Annotated in this window: 11 protein-coding genes; 10 read left to right on the plus strand and 1 reads right to left on the minus strand. The window is 62.9% G+C overall.

The window, feature by feature from the left end; translation table 11 throughout:
- Window positions 1–43: 43 nt before the first annotated feature.
- The 5 genes from ACYU7Q_RS06050 (at window position 44) to ACYU7Q_RS06070 (ending at window position 7,641) form a co-directional block, all read left to right on the plus strand.
- On the plus strand, window positions 44–1,363 hold the full coding sequence (locus tag ACYU7Q_RS06050) for a TldD/PmbA family protein (RefSeq protein WP_460608529.1): 1,320 nt from the start codon (window positions 44–46) through the stop codon (window positions 1,361–1,363).
- Window positions 1,364–1,488: 125 nt separating this feature from the next.
- Window positions 1,489–3,141: a TldD/PmbA family protein gene (locus ACYU7Q_RS06055; protein WP_460608530.1), complete on the plus strand. Its 1,653-nt coding sequence runs from the start codon at window positions 1,489–1,491 to the stop codon at window positions 3,139–3,141.
- Between the two features lie 44 nt (window positions 3,142–3,185).
- Window positions 3,186–4,520, plus strand: coding sequence for a TldD/PmbA family protein (locus ACYU7Q_RS06060; RefSeq protein WP_460608531.1), 1,335 nt, complete (start codon window positions 3,186–3,188; stop codon window positions 4,518–4,520).
- A gap of 113 nt (window positions 4,521–4,633) precedes the next feature.
- Entirely contained in the window at window positions 4,634–6,283 is a 1,650-nt protein-coding gene (locus ACYU7Q_RS06065) for a TldD/PmbA family protein (RefSeq protein WP_460608532.1), read from the plus strand.
- Between the two features lie 32 nt (window positions 6,284–6,315).
- Complete coding sequence (locus ACYU7Q_RS06070; RefSeq protein WP_460608533.1) at window positions 6,316–7,641, plus strand: TldD/PmbA family protein; 1,326 nt, start codon at window positions 6,316–6,318, stop codon at window positions 7,639–7,641.
- A 36-nt stretch (window positions 7,642–7,677) separates the two neighbouring features.
- Here ACYU7Q_RS06070 and ACYU7Q_RS06075 read toward each other — a convergent pair whose 3' ends face one another.
- A complete protein-coding gene (locus tag ACYU7Q_RS06075; protein WP_460608534.1) occupies window positions 7,678–8,307 on the minus strand; it encodes a porin family protein in 630 nt (209 codons plus the stop codon).
- 253 nt (window positions 8,308–8,560) lie between these two features.
- Here ACYU7Q_RS06075 and ACYU7Q_RS06080 point away from each other — a divergent pair, with 253 nt between their 5' ends.
- The 5 genes from ACYU7Q_RS06080 (at window position 8,561) to ACYU7Q_RS06100 (ending at window position 15,169) form a co-directional block, all read left to right on the plus strand.
- Window positions 8,561–9,184, plus strand: a complete 624-nt coding sequence (locus ACYU7Q_RS06080) for a DUF4159 domain-containing protein (protein WP_460608535.1) — start codon at window positions 8,561–8,563, stop codon at window positions 9,182–9,184.
- Between the two features lie 93 nt (window positions 9,185–9,277).
- Complete coding sequence (locus ACYU7Q_RS06085) at window positions 9,278–10,255, plus strand: AAA family ATPase (RefSeq protein ID WP_460608536.1); 978 nt, start codon at window positions 9,278–9,280, stop codon at window positions 10,253–10,255.
- A gap of 92 nt (window positions 10,256–10,347) precedes the next feature.
- On the plus strand, window positions 10,348–11,223 hold the full coding sequence (locus ACYU7Q_RS06090) for a DUF58 domain-containing protein (protein WP_460608537.1): 876 nt from the start codon (window positions 10,348–10,350) through the stop codon (window positions 11,221–11,223).
- A gap of 62 nt (window positions 11,224–11,285) precedes the next feature.
- Complete coding sequence (locus tag ACYU7Q_RS06095) at window positions 11,286–12,905, plus strand: BatA domain-containing protein (protein WP_460608538.1); 1,620 nt, start codon at window positions 11,286–11,288, stop codon at window positions 12,903–12,905.
- A gap of 215 nt (window positions 12,906–13,120) precedes the next feature.
- Window positions 13,121–15,169 carry a hypothetical protein gene (locus ACYU7Q_RS06100; RefSeq protein WP_460608539.1) on the plus strand — a complete coding sequence of 683 codons (2,049 nt, stop codon included), beginning with the start codon at window positions 13,121–13,123 and terminating at the stop codon, window positions 15,167–15,169.
- Window positions 15,170–15,172 lie beyond the last annotated feature (3 nt).

Below are 15,172 nucleotides of genomic sequence, written 5' to 3' on the forward strand. Positions count from 1 at the left end.
GCACGTCGTGCTGAAATCATCCAGCATCTCCACATTTGAAAACATGGCCATTCTCTCCAAAGACGAAGCCCAAACGATACTCAAGAAAGTCCTCAGCTTCAGCACCGCCGATGAATGCGAGGCCACGCTAAATGGCAGCACCGGCGGCAACGTGCGCTCGGCGCGCAACTCCATCAGCACCGCCGGGGCGGCCGAGAACGTGGCGCTGGCCGTGCAGGCGCGCTTCGGCAAGCGCAGTGGCACTGCCACCTGCAACGAGTTTGATGACGCTTCGCTGCGCCGCTGCGTGCAGCGGGCCGAGGAAATTGCCCGCCTCGCCCCCGAGTCGCCGGAGTACGTGCCGCTGCTCGGGCCGCAGACCTATCTGGCGTCGCCGGGCTCGTTTGCCCAGCGCGCGGCTGCTATCACGCCCGATTACCGGGCCGAGCAGATTGGGGCCAGCATGGCGCTGTGCGAGCAAAAGAAGCTGAGTTCTGCCGGTTTCTTTAATGACTCGGCGGGCTTTGTGGCCAAGCGCAACTCCAAGGGGCTGGAGGCTTATCAGCAGGTAAGCAGTGTCGATTTCTCCATCACCGTGCGGACGGCCGATGGCACGGGCTCGGGCTACGCCATTGCCAACTACACGGATTTAGCGAAGTTCGACGCGGCCCGCCTGACGCGGGTGGCGGCCGATAAGGCGGCATCGTCAGTAGGCGCGAAGGCCATTGAGCCGGGCAAGTACACCGTGATTCTGGAGCCGGCCGCCGCCATCGACTTGCTCAACAACATGATGGGCGCAATGGACGCCCGCAACGCCGACGAGGGCCGCAGCTTCCTCAGCAAAAAAGGCGGCGGCAACAAGAAAGGCGAAAAGGTCTTCGACGAGCGGGTGACCATTTACTCCGACCCGACCAACCCCGACGTGCCCGACCTGACCTTCGCTAACGACGGCCGCCCGCAGCAGAAAGTGACGTGGGTGGAAAAAGGCATCGTGAAAAACCTGTACACCTCGCGCTTCTGGGCGCAAAAATCGGGCGTGCCCGACATCCCGCCCCCCGGCGGCTGGATTATGCAGGGCGGCACTCAAAGCACGGCCGAGCTCATCAAAGGCACGGCCAAGGGCATTCTCGTGACGCGCCTCTACTACATTCGGGCCGTCGACCCGCAGACGCTGCTCTACACGGGACTGACGCGGGACGGCACGTTCTACATCGAAAACGGCCAGATTAAATTCCCGGTGAAAAACTTCCGCTTCAACGAAAGCCCGGTAATTATACTGAACAATCTGGAAGCGCTGGGCAAGCCCGTGCGCCTGAACGGCAGCCTCGTGCCGCCGCTCAAAATCCGGGACTTCACCTTCACCAGCCTCTCAGACGCGGTGTAGTTTGTAGCGTGGACTCTGCGAGTCCGCGCATCGGCCGGCTTGCAGCTGGCGCATTCGCTTTCAACTTTAACTAAAACTCTCCCACGCGCGGACTCGCAGAGTCCACGCTACATTTCTTCCCTTCAATGAAAAGACGCGACTTTGTGGGACTTTCCGGCCTGGCAGCCGGGGCCCTTTTTCTGCCCAGCTTCCCCAGCCTGGGCGGCACCCTCGTGGACCCCGCCCGCCTGCTGGAGCCCGGCGCCGACGTGGCCGTGAAAAAACGCCTCGCCGATGCCGGCCTTAATGCCGCCAAAGCCGCCGGGGCCAGCTACGCCGACGTGCGCATCGGCCGCTACCTCAATCAGGGCATTTTCACCCGCGAAAAGCAGGTGCAGAATATTGCCAGCACCGAGAGCTACGGCGTGGGCATCCGCGTCATTGCCAACGGCACCTGGGGCTTTGCCTCGACCAACAATGTGACCGAGGCCGGCATTGCAAAAGCCGCTCAGCTGGCCGTGCAGATTGCCAAGGCCAACTCGAAAGTGCAGAAGGAAAAGGTGCAGCTGGCCCCGCAGCAGGGCTACGGCGAGGTGAGCTGGAAAGCCCCGATTCAGCAGAATGCCTTCGAGGTGCCCATCAAGGACAAGGTGGATTTGCTGCTGGGCGTGAACGCCAAGGCGCTTGATTTGGGGGTATCGTTCATCAACTCAGTGTTATTTCAGGTGAACGAGCAGAAGTATTTTGCCAGCACGGACGGCTCCTACATCGACCAGGATGTGCACCGGATTTACCCCACGTTCGGCGTCACGGCCATCGACCGGGCCAGCGGCAAATTCCGCTCGCGGCAGGCCATGAGCTCGCCCGTGGGCATGGGCTACGAGTACCTCACGCCCAAAGCCGCCGATAAGGTGGCCGGCCCCACAGGCTCCGATATTATCGGCTACAAGTACAGCTACGACATGCTGGAAGACGTGGCCTCGGCCGCCAAGCAGGTGAAGCAGAAGCTGACCGCGAAGTCGGTAGTTCCTGGCAAGTACGACCTCGTGCTCGACCCGCACCACCTGGGCCTGACCATCCACGAATCCGTCGGCCACCCGCTGGAGCTCGACCGCGTGCTGGGCTACGAGGCCAACTACGCCGGCACTTCGTTTGCCACCCTGGAGTGGAAGGCCAAGGGCATCCCCTACGGCTCGAAAGTGGTGAACATCGTGGCCGACAAAACCCAGCCCAATACCTTGGGCGCGGTGGGCTACGACGACGAAGGCGTGAAAACCCGCCGCTGGGATTTGATTAAAGAAGGCCGCCTCGTGGACTATGAGAAAATCCGCGACCAGGCGCATGTCGTGGGCCAGGACCACTCCGATGGCTGCTGCTACTCGCAGTCGTGGCAGGACGTGCAGTTTCAGCGCATGCCCAACGTGAGCCTGCTGCCCGGCAAGGACAAGCTGAGCGTGGACGAGCTGGTGAGCAAGGTGGACAAGGGCATTTACATCGCCGGCAACGGCTCGTTCTCCATCGACCAGCAGCGCTACAATTTCCAGTTTGGCGGGCAGGTGTTCTACGCCATTGAGAAAGGCAAAATCACCGAAATGCTGGAAGACGTGGCCTATCAAGCCAACACCCAGGAATTCTGGAACTCCTGCGCCGCCACCTGCGACGAAAGCGACTACCGTTTCTTCGGCGCCTTCAACGACGGCAAAGGGCAGCCTAGCCAGAGCTCGGCGGTGAGCCACGGGTCGAGTACCACGCGGTTCAACGGCGTGAACGTGATTAACACGGCGCGCAAAATCGGTTAACTGAAAGGTCCTATCAGACCGTCATCCCCACATCTGAAAATATCATGGCCATTCTCTCCAAAGACGAAGCCCAAACGATACTCAAGAAAGTCCTCAGCTTCAGCACCGCCGACGAGTGCGACGCCACGCTGAGCGGCAACACCGGCGGCAACGTGCGCTCGGCGCGCAACTCCATCAGCACCGCCGGGGCCAGCGACAATATTTCGCTGGCCGTGGAAAGCCGCTTCGGCAAGCGTGCCGGCGTGGCTACCTGCAACGAGTTCGACGAAGCCACCCTGCGCCGCTGCGTGCAGCGGGCCGAGGAAATTGCACGCCTCGCGCCGGAAAGCCCGGAGTATATGCCGCTGCTCGGGCCGCAGCAGTACATCGATGGCAGCCGCTCCTACTCGGCCGCCACGGCTGGCATCACGCCCGACTACCGCGCCGCGCAAATCGGGGCCAGCATGGCGCTCTGCGACCAGCGCAAGCTCAGCTCGGCGGGCTTTCTGGACGATTCGCACGGCTTTGTGGCCAAGCGCAATTCGAAAGGCCTGGAGGCTTACCAGCAGGTTTCCAACGTCACGTTTTCGGTAACGGTGCGCACGCCGGACGGTACCGGCTCGGGCTACGCCTCGGGCGACTACATCGATTCGAGCAAGATGGACGCGGCCCGCTTCACGAAAATTGCGGCCGACAAGGCGGCTTCTTCGGTGAAGGCGCGGGCCATTGAGCCGGGCAAATACACCGTAATTCTGGAGCCCAACGCGCTGCTGTCCAACGTAGATACGTCGCTCATTGGCGCGCTCATGCAGAGCCTCGACGCCCGCAATGCCGACGAAGGCCGCAGCTTTCTGAGCAAAAAAGGCGGCGGCAACCGCAAGGGCGAAAAGCTGTTCGATGAGCGGGTTACGATTTACTCCGACCCGCTGAATCCGGAAATCAGCGACCTGACTTTCAGCGGCGACGGCCGGCCGCAGCAGCGCACCACCTGGATTGAAAAGGGCGTGGTGAAGAACCTCTACACCTCGCGCTACTGGGCGCAGAAGGCCGGCATCCCCGACCTGCCCCGCCCCAACGGCTGGATTATGGAAGGCGGCACCCAAAGCACCGCCGACCTCATCAAGGGCACCGCAAAAGGCATTCTCGTGACGCGTCTGTGGTACATCCGCCCCGTCGACCCGCAGACGCTGCTCTTCACTGGCCTCACGCGGGATGGAACATTCTACATCGAAAACGGCCAAATCAAGTTTCCGGTGAAGAATTTCCGCTTCAACGAAAGCCCGGTGATTATGCTCAATAACCTCGAAGCCATCGGCAAACCGGTGCGCCTGAACGGCAACCTCGTGCCGCCGCTCAAAATCCGGGACTTCACGTTCACGAGCCTGTCGGACGCGGTGTAGTTTGTAGCGTGGACTCTGCGAGTCCGCGCTTAGCGGGTTTCCCTCTTGCATTACTAACCGAGGCGCGGGCTCGCAGAGTCCACGCTACACTTTCACTTTTTTCTGCAAACCTTATGAAAAGACGCGACTTTGTGGGCCTCACCGGCCTCGCCGCCGGAGCCCTGTTTCTGCCGAGCCTGCCGGGCTTCGGCCACACGCCCGTGGACCCCGCCCGCCTGCTGGAACCGGGGGCCGATGTCATCGTGAAAAAACGCCTGGCCGACGCGGCCCTGAACGCCGCCAAAGCCGCCGGGGCCGACTACGCCGACGTCCGCATCGGCCGCTCGCTGAACCAATACGTGTTCACGCGCGAGAAGCAGGTGCAGAACATCGTGAGCACCGAGAGCTACGGCGTGGGCATTCGGGTGCTGGTGAGCGGCTGCTGGGGCTTCGCCTCCACCAGCGTTGTTACCGAAGCCAACCTGGCCGCCACCGCCCGCGAGGCCGTGAGCATTGCCAAGGCCAACAAGCTGGTGATGAAAGAGCCCGTGCAGCTGGCCCCGCAGCAGGGCTATGGCGACGTGAGCTGGAAAACACCCATCCAGCAAAGCGCTTTCGAGGTGCCCATCAAGCAGAAGGTGGACTTGCTGCTGGCTGCCAACGCCGCTGCGCTCGATGCAGGCGCCAACTACATCAACTCGGCCCTGTTTCAGGTGAACGAGCAGAAGTATTTCGCCAGCACCGACGGCTCCTACATCGACCAGGACATTCACCGGCTCTGGCCCACGTTTTCGGCCACGGCCGTGGATATGAAGTCAGGCAAGTTCCGCTCGCGCGATGCGCTGAGCGCGCCGGTGGGTTTGGGTTTTGAGTACCTCACGCCCAGCGCGGCCGAGCAGGTCCGCGGGCCGCAGGGGACCGATACCATTGGCTACAAGCTGCGCTACGATATGCTGACCGATGCGGCGCTGGCCGGCAAGCAGGCCAAAGCCAAACTGACGATGAAATCCGTTACGCCCGGCAAGTATGATTTGGTGCTCGACCCTGGTCATCTGGGTCTGACGATTCACGAATCAGTCGGCCACCCCACGGAGTTGGACCGCGTGCTGGGCTACGAGGCCAATTTTGCTGGCACTTCATTCGCCACGCTGGAATGGAAGGCCAAAAACCTGCCCTACGGCTCGAAGGAAGTAAATATCGTGGCCGACAAGCTACAGCCCGGCTCGGTGGGCAACGTGGGCTACGACGACGAGGGCGTGAAAACCCGCGAGTGGGACCTCATCAAGGAAGGCAAATTGGTGAACTACCAGAAAATCAGGGACCAGGCGCACATCGTGGGCCAGAAGGAATCGGACGGTTGCGCCTACGCGCAGTCGTGGGAAGACGTGCAGTTCCAGCGCATGCCCAACGTGAGCCTGCGCCCCGGCACCGCCAAAATGAGCCCTGACGAAATGGTGAAGGGCGTGGACAAAGGCATTTACATTGCTGGCGCCGGCTCGTTCAGCATCGACCAGCAGCGCTTCAACTTCCAGTTTGGCGGGCAGCTGTTTTTTGCGATTGAGAAAGGCAAAATCACTGAGCCATTGGAAGACGTGGCCTACCAGTCGAACACCCAGGAATTCTGGGGCGCCTGCGCCGGCTCGTGCGACCAGTCGGACTACCGCCTGTTCGGCACCTTCTTCGACGGCAAGGGTCAGCCGGCCCAGGTGTCATCGGTGAGCCATGGCTCGGCCACCACGCGGTTTAATGGCGTGAACGTCATCAACACCGCCCGCAAAGTTTAGCCCACTCCTTCCCCACATTTCTGCAAATCAACATGGCTATTCTCTCCAAAGACGAAGCCCAGGCTTTACTCAAAAAAGTTCTGAGCTATAGCACCGCCGACGAGTGCGCGGTATCGCTGAACGGGCGCACCACCGGCAACATCCGCTACGCCCGCAACAGCGTGAGCACGGCGGGCTCGCAGAACTCCGTGTCGCTGGCCGTCGAAAGCCGCTTCGGCAAGCGCAGCGGCATTGCCACCTGCAACGAGTTCGACGACGCTACCCTGAAACGCTGCGTGCAGCGAGCCGAGGAAATTGCCAAGCTCGCCCCCGAAAGCCCCGAATACGTACCCCTGCTCGGCCCGCAAACCTACGTGAGTCCGCCCTCGGCGGCCACTACCCTGCTCACGGCGGCCACCCGCGCCCAGGCTGCCGCCGACAGCATGAACCTCTGCGCCGCCAAAAACCTGACAGCCGCCGGCTTTCTGGATGGCGGCACCCGCTTTCAGGCGCTGCGCAATTCCAAGGGCCTCGAAGCCTACCAGCAGTCCACGAATACCGACTTTTCGGTGACGGTGCGCACCGCCGACGGGCGCGGCTCGGGCTACGCCATTGCCGACGTGACGGACCCCGCCAAGCTCAACGCCAAAGCCCTCACCCAGCGCGCCGCCGACAAAGCCCTGGGTTCTGTGAACGCCAAGGCCATCGAGCCCGGCAAATACACCGTGATTCTGGAGCCGGCCGCGCTGATGGACGGCGGCGATTTGTCGCTGCTCGGCGGGCTGATGTATGGGCTGGATGCCCGCTCGGCCGACGAAGGACGGAGCTTCATGACCAAGAAAGGCGGCGGCAACCGCAAGGGCGAAAAGCTGTTCGATGAGCGCGTGAACATCTACTCCGACCCCATGAACGCCGAAGTGCCCGGCAGCGCTTTCGACGGCGACGGCCTGCCCACCAAGCGCCTGAGCTGGATTGAGAAAGGCGTGGTGAAGCAGCTGTACTACTCGCGCTTCTGGGCCGAGAAAAACAAGGTGGCGGCCACGGCCTTCCCCAGCGGGTTCATCATGGCGGGCGGCACCCAAAGCACCGCCGAGCTCATCAAGAGCACGGCCAAAGGCATTCTGGTCACGCGCCTGTGGTACATCCGCGAAGTCGACCCGCAGACGCTGCTCTACACCGGCCTGACGCGCGACGGCACGTTTTACATCGAAAACGGGGCCATCAAATTCCCCATCAAAAACCTGCGCTTCAATGAAAGCCCCATTATCATGCTCAACAACATCGAGGCCATCGGCCGGCCCCAGCGCCTGGCCGGCTGCCTGATTCCGCCGCTGAAAATCCGGGATTTCACGTTCACGAGCCTGTCGGACGCTATTTAGGCCAATGTAGCGTGGACTCTGCGAGTCCACGCTACATTATTTCTTCCCGCCAAACTGCAGGGCTGCGTACACCTGAAACACCCGGTTTTTCAGGCGTGGGTCGTTGATGCCGGACAGGTTTTTGGCGTCGTTGATATCGTTCAGGCCCGCCACGAGGCGGCCACCCAGCGAAAAGTCGCTGGACAGTTTCAGCCCCACGCCGCCCACTACGCTAAAATCACTGCTCTTAAACTCGCTGCTGGCCGACCGCGACTGGTTGCCGTAGGCAGGCTGGCCGTCGGCGGTAAAGCCTACTTGCATTTGCCCCGACTGGTTGGCGCTGAGTAGAATACCGTATTGCGGCCCGGCTTCCACAAATACCGGCCCCACAGTAAGCTTGGCCAGAATGGGCACCGTGAGGTAGTGCAACTTGCTGTCGTAGTTGGTGAGGGCCGATTTCAGGTTGCCACCGGCCACCGAATACTGCACCTCGGGCTGAATGGACAGCGGCCCCACAATTTTGGCCTGATAGAAAACCCCGACGTGATAAAACGCTTTGTAGGAAGCACTTTCGCCATCGCGGCCGGTCATCTCCGCCACGTTCAGGCCGCCTTTGATGCCGAACTGTGCGTGTGCCAGCGGCATCAAACCAAAACTCAATAATGCGATTATCAGCAGCTTTTTCATAGGGAATAGCGGATATAGGATGGAAGTAACCGGCCGGAGCCATCTCGAATTTCAGGCGTAGCTTCGGCAACGGTCGTGCCGAAACGGTCAGGTTTAATACAGTTGGAGTCGTCCAAAAGGTTGCGCTCCAGCTTGGAAGCGTATTTATTGCGGCTGATTTCAACGCTTCGCGCAACCGATTTATTTCCCGCCCGACTATCGCGCTAGCGCCTGTCTGCTTTCTCCATTTTTCTCCGCCGCTACCCTTTCCATCGTGCCCGCTGCCCCTTTCACTTTTGTGCGCCTGAAATACCACTCCGGCGACTGGGACGCGGTGGACGAACGCATGCCCGCCAACCTGCTGCACTCGCTGGTACAGTACACCAAAGTGCCCGTCGACCCCAAGGAAAAAGTAGTGGCCCTCGATAGTGCGGAGCTGTTCAACTACCCCTTCTGCTACTTGAGCGGGCACCGACTGGTGCAGTTCTCTAGTACTGAAAAGCAGAACTTTATCCAGTACGTGCGCAACGGTGGCTTTGTATTCGTGGACGACTGCAACCACGACATTGACGGGTTGTTTGCCCGCTCTTTCGAGGAGCAGATGCGCCAGTGCTTTGGGGCCAACGCCCTGAAGAAAATCCCCAATTCCCACCCGATTTATTCCCAGTTTTTCACTTTCAAAGACGGCCCACCCAACACCGGCTTCGAGTTGAATGGCTGGGGCGACGACCTGGTGCACGACTACCTGAAAGCCGTGGAAATCAAAGGCCGCATCGGCGTGCTGTATTCCAACAAAGACTACGGCTGCGAGTGGGACTACGACTTCCGCAACAAGCGCTTTCTGGCGGAAGACAACACCAAGTTTGGGGTGAATATTTTGCTTTATGCCTTGACGTGATGTAGTTGTCAGTTGCTCGTTGTCAGTTGTTAGGCCCACAAAGCCAACGCTTGCCAACGAACAACTGACAACGAGCAACTGACAACTAAAAGAATGACCGAACAAGAAGTAAACACGCTCCTGGCCAAGCTGCCGGTGCTGAAGGCCGAAATCGCCAAGGTCATTGTGGGCCAGGAAACCGTGCTCGATGAAGTGCTGGTGGCGCTGCTCGCCGGCGGCCACGCCCTGCTCGAAGGCGTGCCCGGCCTGGCCAAAACGCTGCTGGTGCGCACTTTGGCCGCCGCGACGGATTTGCCCTTTCGCCGCATCCAGTTCACGCCCGATTTGATGCCGACGGATATTCTCGGCACCGAAGTGTTGGAGGAAGACCACGGCACCGGCCGCCGCTCGTTCAAGTTTAACCCCGGGCCGATTTTCGCCAGCCTGGTGCTGGCCGACGAAATAAACCGCACCCCGCCCAAAACCCAGGCCGCCCTGCTGGAAGCCATGCAGGAGGGCCACGTCACCTATGCCGGGCAGGAGCACGCGCTACCCAAGCCCTTTTTCCTGCTGGCCACCCAAAACCCTATCGAGCAAAGCGGCACCTACCCGCTGCCCGAGGCTCAGCTCGACCGGTTTTTGCTGTACGTGCGCATCGGCTACCCCACGGCGGCGGAGGAGCTGGCCGTGCTGCGTGGCACTACCGGCGCGGCTGGCCAAGCGGTGCAGCCGGTGCTGGGCGGGGCCGACATCCGGGCCCTGCAGGCGCTCGTGCGGCAAGTGAGTTTGAGTCCCGAGCTGATGGATTTCGTGAACCGGCTGGTACGCGCCACCCGCCCCGCCACCTCGGAAGTAAAGTTTATTCAGGACTACGGGCGCTGGGGCGCGGGGCCGCGCGCCGGGCAGGCGCTGATACTATGCGCCAAAGCGCGGGCCCTGTTGCACGGCCGCTTCGCCGCTACGCTGGAGGATATTCGCACGCTGGCCCCGCCGGTGCTGCGGCATCGGGTTTTACTGAATTTCAATGCCGAAGCCGAGAATCTGACGCCGGATAATGCGGTGGCGGAGCTGCTGAAAGCGGTGGCGGTATAGCGCGGTCGTACCCGGAGGGACTTTTAGTCCGCGAGTGTTATAATTCTGCTTAACTGTTCGATTCGCGGACTGAAAGTCCACGCTACAATCAAATGCTCACTCCCGAAATCCTGCATGGCCTGCGCAACCTCTCCCTCGCTGCCCGGCAAGCGGCGGAGGGATTCCTGAACGGCGCGCATGCCAGCCGGCGGCACGGCGCGGGCATGGAGTTCAGCCAGTACCGCCCCTACCAGCCCGGCGACGACCTGCGCCGTCTCGACTGGCGGTTGGCCGCCCGTTCGGATAGGTATTATTTGAGAGAGTCGGAAATCGACACCAGCCTGAACGTGCACTTGCTGCTCGACGCCAGCGCCAGCATGAATCACCGCGACGACAACGGCCTGACCAAGCTCGACTACGCCCGGTTGCTGCTTGGCGCACTGGCCTACCTGGCCACCCAACAGGGTGACGCCGTGGGCCTCAGCATTCTTAGTCCCACCGGCCTGCGCCACCTCGCGCCCCGCGCCGATGCCCGCCAGCTGCCCCGCCTCTACCACGCCCTCGAAACCGCTGAGGCCACCGGCCACTTCCCCGGCGCCGGCACACTGGCCCCGCTCACGGCGCGGCGGCAGCGCGCCCTGACGGTATGCGTGAGCGACTTGTATGAGGAGAGCACCGAAATAAATGCGCTGCTCACGCGCCTGCGCGCCACCAGCGGCGACGTATTGCTGCTGCACCTGATGGCGCATAACGAGCTACAATTCAGCTATCAGGGCGCGGTTACCTTCCGGGATTTGGAAACCGGCCAGACTCTGCAAATCGACGCCGACCAGCAGCGCGCCGCCTACCAAAAGCAGCTGCAGGAGTGGCTGCGCGAAACAGCCCAGCAGGCCCGTCGGCAGGGCTTTGATTACCATCTGCTGGATACCTCGCAGCCGCTGGATGCCGCGATGCGGGAGTTTATCAGGCGGCGCAACCTTGGCAGTTAAATCCGAAGCCACTTCTGCCACCATTTCATTGTCTGTTATTGCGTTTCTGATTCCGTTAGCCATTGTTCACCTTGCTCAACCCTGCCGCGCTACTCGCCCTACTGGGTTTGCTGGTGCCGGTGGCCATTCATCTCTGGAACCGCCGGCCGGGCCGCGAAGTAGCCGTAGGCAGCCTACGTTGGCTGGCTGCGGGCGCCAACCGTCGCCTGCGCAACCTGAAGCTGGAGCAGCTCGGATTGCTATTGCTGCGGGCCGCGCTGCTGGCGGTGCTGGCCGTGGCGGCATCCGGCCCGGTGTGGCGCACGGCGCTGCCCACCAGCCGGGGCGTCGTGCTGCTAAGCGCTGACGCGGCGGGCTTGCCCGCACTGGCAGGCCTGAAAGCTTCCATTGATTCGTTGCGCCGGAAAGGCTACGCGCTGCGCTGGCTGGCCCCGGGTTTTCCGCGGGTACCGGGCAGGACATGGCGGGCGCTGGCGGCGGGCCGCCCCAGCAGCGCGGCCGATTCGGTGGCGGACGGGGCCAAGCTATTTGCCTGGGCGCGGGTGCTGCAGGCCACTACTGTTTTCCCGGGCCAGCCGCTTTTTGTCGTGACGGGTGCGGCGTTGCGCAACTTCCAAGGTAGCCACCCGACACTGCCAGCGGCCGTAACCTGGCAGGCGTTGCCCGATACCACCTCCACTGCGTGGCTGGCCAGTGCCGCGCAAGTGGGCGACAGCCTGCGCCTGCTGGTGGGCCGCAGCACCGAAACGCAGACTACCTTCCGGCAGGAAGGATTACTGGAGCAGCACGAGGGCGCAGAAGTTCGCGTGACCGGTTTGGCCCCGCTGCGCTTACAGTCGAATAGCACCGGGGGCAAAAACATGGTGTTGGAACCGGCTTCGGCATCAACAAAATCGGATGAAGGTGTTGCGATTGAGGCGATGCCCGCGCGGATTGAAATTTACGCCTCCCCGGAATACGCCGCCGATGCCCATTACCTGCAAGCGGGCCTACGGGCGGTAGCAGGCGAACTGCCCATTGTGCCACAGCTGCGCCAAGTGAAAACGCGACCGAATAACCTGCATGCCGATTGGTTATTCTGGCTGTCGGATGAGCCCCTGCCGCAGGGTTGGCGCGAGGATATGGCAAGAAATAAGCACCAGCTTTGGGTAGAAGCCGCCGCGCCGGGCGTGGTCGATACGGCGCGCTTGGCCACCAACGAGCCAGATGCCGCTGCCGTCACCGTGTTTCGCCGGGGCGACCATGCTGCCTTCCAAGGCGGCGAAACCGTGTGGGCCGATGGCCGCGGCCGCGCCATTCTCTCGCGCCAGCCGCTAGGCCATGGCTTTGTATACCAACTCCATACCCGCCTAAACCCGGCCTGGAGCGAACTGGCCGACGCCCCACAGCTACCCGCCCGCCTGCTGGAACTGCTACGGCCAGAAGCAGCCGATAACATCGGCGGTATTCAAACCGGGCTGGCTGAGGCGGAAGCCGCGCACGACCGCCGCACGCTGGCCCCGGCCCAGCTAGCTGGTGCAAGTACGCTAGCCACCCCAGCTCTGATTAATGCTCATCCCGCCCACGGCTTTCGCCAAACTGATTTGCGCCCGTGGCTGGTGCTGCTGGCGGGGCTGCTGCTGCTATTCGAACGCCTGCTGGCGCAGCGGCGGGCGAAGCTTATTTCACCGGACGCGGCATGATGCAAACCGTCTATAACTCAACCGAAACCAGTCTGCTTAGCGCGCAAGGCCAGGCCACTGCTCAATTGCAGGCGGTGCGGCGCAGCTATGCCATTCGTTATGGCGCGGCCGGACTATTGCCTCTATCAGCAGCGGGCGTCCTTTTGGCTGCCCTATTCCACCATTGGCCGGCCGTGTCTCCAATGTGGCCAGGGCTAGCTACAGTGGGCTGGCTGATGACAGCCGTTTGGTGGCTAATGCCATTGCGGCGGCTGGACAGCGCCGCCGTGGCCCGGCGGCTCGACCGGCAGTTTGTCGACTTGCAGGACAGTACCGGCTTGGTCCTGGAAAAGCCGGCCAGCCTATCGTTTTTGGGGCAGTTACAGTTCCGGCGCGTGGCCCACCAACTGGCGCAGCTAACGGCCGATGGCCCGGCACTGCTGCCGGTTTCCTTCAGAAAGCCATTGGCCATAAGCGCCAGCCTGCTTCTGGGAGCAGCGATAATCTTACTGCTCCCCCCACCCCGGCAAATGGCGAAGTCATCGGCAGTAAGCATGCACTTCACGCCCAATGCCCGGCAGCCCGCAAATGCAGCATCAGCCGCACCCCATATCACGGAAACCACGCTGCTCGTGACGCCCCCGGCGTACACTCACTTGGCGGGATTTGCGCCAGCTCAGGCTTCGTTCCAATGCCCGCAGGGGGCGCGGGTGCGCTGGCAGGTGCGCGTGAGTGGCCGCCAGCCCGCGCCCGAGTTGGAGTTGGGAGCGCAGCGGTGGCGCTTGCAGCCGGTAGCCGGGCAGCCGGGAGTTTTTGCTACCGAATTGGTTTTGAACGCCTCCACGCTGTACCGCCTGCGCTACGCAGGTACGGTGTCGGATGATTATGCCATCGACATGCGGCCCGACCTCGCGCCGGTGCTGCGCATCGTCACGCCGAAGCCTTACACGCTGGTGGCCGCCCTGGGGCAGCGGCCGGAGGTGCCCATCCGCGCCACGGTGCACGACGACTATGGGCTGAGCCGGGCCGAGCTGGTCATCACCGTGGCCCAGGGCCAGGGCGAGGCGGTGAAGTTCCGCGAGGTGCGGCGCGATTTAAGCGCGGGGCTGAGCGGAACGCAGGCCAACCTAAGCAACCTGCTCAACCTGCCCAAGCTGGGCCTGACCTACGGCGACGAGCTATACTTCTACCTCACAGCCCGCGACAACAACGGCCACACCGCCCGCACCGATTCCTACCTCGTGCAATGGCAAGACACCGCCGTGGCCGACGGCGCCATCGACATGGGTATGGGCGTGAAAGTGGCCCCGGCCTACTTCCGCAGCGAGCGTCAGATTATTATTGACACCGAAAAGCTCATCGCCGAAAAACCCAGGCTCGATGCCGCCACCGTGGCCAGCCGGGCCAATGCCCTGGGCTTCGACCAGCAGAGCCTGCGCCTGCGCTACGGGAAGTTTATGGGCGAAGAAGCCGAAGCCGGCATCGGCGCGGAAGCGGCGCACTCGCCGATTGCCGAGGACGAAGACGCGCCCGCCGCCCCCACCGCCGAAGCCCCGGAGCCCGACGCCCACCACGACCACGCGGCCCCGCCCACCTCGCCCGCCAAGGCCTCGCCCACCGCCGAAACCGACGCCCTGATGGACCCTTACATTCACAAGCACGACGACGCCGAAACGGCCGACTTCCTGGAGCCTGCCGTGAAGGCCAAGCTTCGCGCCGTACTCGACCAGATGTGGGCCGCCGAGCTGCGCCTGCGCACCGGCCAGCTCCGCGAAGCCCTGCCCTACGAGTACCGCGCCCTGCGCCTGCTCAAACAGGTGCAGCAGCAAACCCGCGCCTTCGTCAAAAAAGCCGGTTTCAGCCCGCCGCCCATGCCGGAGGCTACCCTGCGCCTGACCGGCGAGCTAGCCGGAGCCGCCGCGCCCCAGCGCCAGCAAACGCTGCCTGCGCCCAACCCGCAGCCCGCCGTGCGCGCCGCCTTGCGCTGGCTGGCAGCCGCCGATAACGGCCAGCCCACCCGCCCCGCCGATGCCGCCGTGCTCGACCAGGCCGGCACGGTGCTGGCCGGCGCGGCCCTCACCCGGCCGGGCTTCTACCTGCCGGCCCTCCGCGCCCTGCGCGAATTAGGAGCCGACGTGCGCGCCGGCCGCCCCACCCGCGCCGCCAGCCGCGCCCCCGTGGCCCGCGCCCTCACCGACCTGCTGGCCGCGCCCGCCCCCGCGCCGGCCGCCGCACCCGCCCCCGACCGGCTGGCGCGGCATTACTTCCAGGAATTAAGCCGTTAATCC

It is taken from the genome of Hymenobacter terrigena (assembly GCF_054776515.1).

What these genes read in the sequence shown, in the direction of transcription:
- ACYU7Q_RS06070 (WP_460608533.1), top strand. Translation starts at nt 6,316, where the DNA reads ATGGCTATTCTCTCCAAAGACGAAGCCCAGGCTTTACTCAAAAAAGTT.
- ACYU7Q_RS06050 (WP_460608529.1), top strand. Translation starts at nt 44, where the DNA reads ATGGCCATTCTCTCCAAAGACGAAGCCCAAACGATACTCAAGAAAGTC.
- ACYU7Q_RS06055 (WP_460608530.1), top strand. Translation starts at nt 1,489, where the DNA reads ATGAAAAGACGCGACTTTGTGGGACTTTCCGGCCTGGCAGCCGGGGCC.
- ACYU7Q_RS06075 (WP_460608534.1), bottom strand. Translation starts at nt 8,307, where the DNA reads ATGAAAAAGCTGCTGATAATCGCATTATTGAGTTTTGGTTTGATGCCG.
- ACYU7Q_RS06100 (WP_460608539.1), top strand. Translation starts at nt 13,121, where the DNA reads ATGACAGCCGTTTGGTGGCTAATGCCATTGCGGCGGCTGGACAGCGCC.
- ACYU7Q_RS06060 (WP_460608531.1), top strand. Translation starts at nt 3,186, where the DNA reads ATGGCCATTCTCTCCAAAGACGAAGCCCAAACGATACTCAAGAAAGTC.
- ACYU7Q_RS06090 (WP_460608537.1), top strand. Translation starts at nt 10,348, where the DNA reads ATGCTCACTCCCGAAATCCTGCATGGCCTGCGCAACCTCTCCCTCGCT.
- ACYU7Q_RS06065 (WP_460608532.1), top strand. Translation starts at nt 4,634, where the DNA reads ATGAAAAGACGCGACTTTGTGGGCCTCACCGGCCTCGCCGCCGGAGCC.
- ACYU7Q_RS06085 (WP_460608536.1), top strand. Translation starts at nt 9,278, where the DNA reads ATGACCGAACAAGAAGTAAACACGCTCCTGGCCAAGCTGCCGGTGCTG.